2 protein-coding genes and 1 pseudogene are annotated in these 2,213 nt (G+C 73.4%); all 3 read right to left on the bottom strand.

Features of this window, described 5'->3' with window-relative positions; all coding sequences use genetic code 11:
• Window positions 1-7: 7 nt before the first annotated feature.
• Window positions 8-988 carry an ABC transporter ATP-binding protein gene (locus HMPREF3105_RS10205; RefSeq protein ID WP_070709516.1) on the bottom strand — a complete coding sequence of 327 codons (981 nt, stop codon included), beginning with the start codon at window positions 986-988 and terminating at the stop codon, window positions 8-10.
• A 97-nt stretch (window positions 989-1,085) separates the two neighbouring features.
• Window positions 1,086-1,997 (bottom strand): bifunctional methylenetetrahydrofolate dehydrogenase/methenyltetrahydrofolate cyclohydrolase, encoded by a 912-nt coding sequence (locus HMPREF3105_RS10200; RefSeq protein ID WP_020624736.1) that lies wholly within the window; start codon window positions 1,995-1,997, stop codon window positions 1,086-1,088.
• Window positions 1,998-2,004: 7 nt separating this feature from the next.
• Window positions 2,005-2,213, bottom strand: a pseudogene (locus HMPREF3105_RS10195) (serine hydroxymethyltransferase); the annotation flags it as partial.

Below are 2,213 nucleotides of genomic sequence, written 5' to 3'. Positions count from 1 at the left end.
GCACGGGTCAGTCCACCAGGGTGCGGCCGGTGAGGATGAGGAACACGTCCTCGAGGCTCGCGCGGCGGGTCAGCGTGGTGGCGGGGGCGGGCAGGGCGCCCTCGTCGACGAGGCGCTGCACGACGTCGTGCAGGTCGTCCGCGCGTCGGGCGTAGACGAGGACGCGGTCCGGGAGGACCTCGACGCGGTGCACGACGCCGTCACCTGCGTGGGCCTGGACGGTGCGGGCCGCGGCCTCGTTGCGGTCCGCGCCGAAGCGCGCCTCGAGGACCTCGCGGGAGGCGTGCTCGCGGATGAGCTCGGCGGGGGTGCCGGCGGCCATGATCTCGCCGCCGTCGACCACGACGAGCCGGTCGCACAGCTGCTCCGCCTCGTCCATGTGGTGCGTGGTCAGCAGCAGCGTGGTGCCGCGTTCCTTGAGCCGGTAGAGGCGGTCCCACAGGATGTGGCGGGCCTGCGGGTCCAGGCCCGTGGTGGGCTCGTCGAGGAGGAAGAGGGCCGGCTCGTTGACCAGGGCGCGGGCGATCACGAGCCGGCGCTTCATGCCGCCGGAGAGGTCGGTGACCTTGGCGTCCGCCTTCTCGGTGAGCTGGGCGAAGGCCAGCAGCTCCTCGGCCTTGGGCCGCAGGTACGAGTAGGGCAGGCCGAAGTAGCGGCCGTAGATCAGGATGTTCTCCCGGGCGGTGAGCTCCTCGTCCAGGTTGTCCTGCTGCGGCACCACGCCCAGGCGCGCACGGACGGCCGGCCCGTCCTCCTCCGGGTCGATGCCCAGGATGGTCAGCTCGCCCGCGGTGCGCTGCGAGGTGCCCGCGAGCATGCGCATGGTGGTGGACTTGCCCGCGCCGTTGGGGCCGAGCAGGCCGAAGCACTCCCCGGGGCGCACGTCCAGGTCGATGCCCTTCACAGCGTGGAACTCGCCGTACTGCTTGCGCAGCCCACGGGCACGGATGACGGAGGCGGGGGCCGCGTGCAGAGTGGTGTGACTCACAAGGCGACAGCATAGGCGCACCACCCGCCCGGACGCGCGCCGCCCCCTCGGCGACGAACCCTGCGATTCGCAGGGTTCGTCGCGGGGCGGGGAGAGGTCAGGCTCCGGCCCGCTCCCCCGCCCAGTCCTCGCCGTCGGCGGCGCGCTCGGCGGCCTCGACGACGTTCGCCAGCAGCATGACGCGGGTCATCGGCCCGACGCCGCCCGGGTTCGGCGCCATCCAGGCCGCCTTCTCCTTCACGGCCGGGTCCACGTCGCCCAGGACGCGCGACGTCCCGTCCTCCCCGGTCACGCGGGAGACGCCCACGTCCAGGACGATCACGCCCTCCTTGACCTGCTCCGGCTTCACCATGTGGGCGGAGCCGGCGGCGGCGATCACGACGTCGGCGCTCGCCAGCAGCTCGTCGAGGTTCGTGGTGCCGGTGTGGGCCAGGGTCACGGTGGCGTTGACCTCGCGGCGGGTGAGCACGAGGCCGGCGGGCCGGCCGATGGTCACGCCGCGGCCGATCACGAGCACGTGCTTGCCGGCCAGCTCCACACCGTGGTGGCGCAACAGCTCGACGCAGCCGGCCGGGGTGCACGGCAGCGGCGAGTCCAGCTCGCCGCCGACCGAGGCCACGAGCCGCCCCAGGTTCATGGGGTGCAGGCCGTCCGCGTCCTTGTCCGGGTCGATGGCCTCGAGCACCTTCTGGGTGTCCACGTGCTTCGGCAGCGGCAGCTGGACGATGTAGCCCGTGCAGGCCGGGTCCTCGTTCAGCTCGCGCACGACGTCGAGGATCTGCTCCTCCGTCGCGTCCGCGGGCAGCTCACGCTGGATGGACTCGATGCCCACCTCGGCGCAGTCGCGGTGCTTGCCCGCCACGTACTTCTGCGAGCCGGCGTCCTCACCGACGAGCAGGGTGCCGAGGCCGGGGGTGTGCCCGCGCTCGGCGAGGGCGGCCACGCGGCCGCGCAGCTCCTCCTTGATCGCGGCGGCGGTGGCCTTGCCGTCCAGGACCTTCGCGGTCATCGGCGGCTCACCAGCCCTCGAGGCCGTCGTACAGCGGGAAGTCCTCGGTGAGCTTCACGACGCGGGCGCGCAGCGCCTCCACGTCCGGGCTCGGCTTCAGCGCCTCGGCGATGACGTCGGACACCTCGCGGAACTCGGCCTCGCCGAAGCCGCGGGAGGCCAGCGCGGGGGTGCCGATGCGCAGGCCGGAGGTGGTCATCGGCGGACGCGGGTCCC

This window comes from Micrococcus sp. HMSC31B01, assembly GCF_001816085.1.
GTDB lineage: Bacteria > Actinomycetota > Actinomycetes > Actinomycetales > Micrococcaceae > Micrococcus > Micrococcus luteus.
Note: the sequence above shows the minus strand (reverse complement) of the source record. Positions and strands in the feature narration are given on the sequence as shown.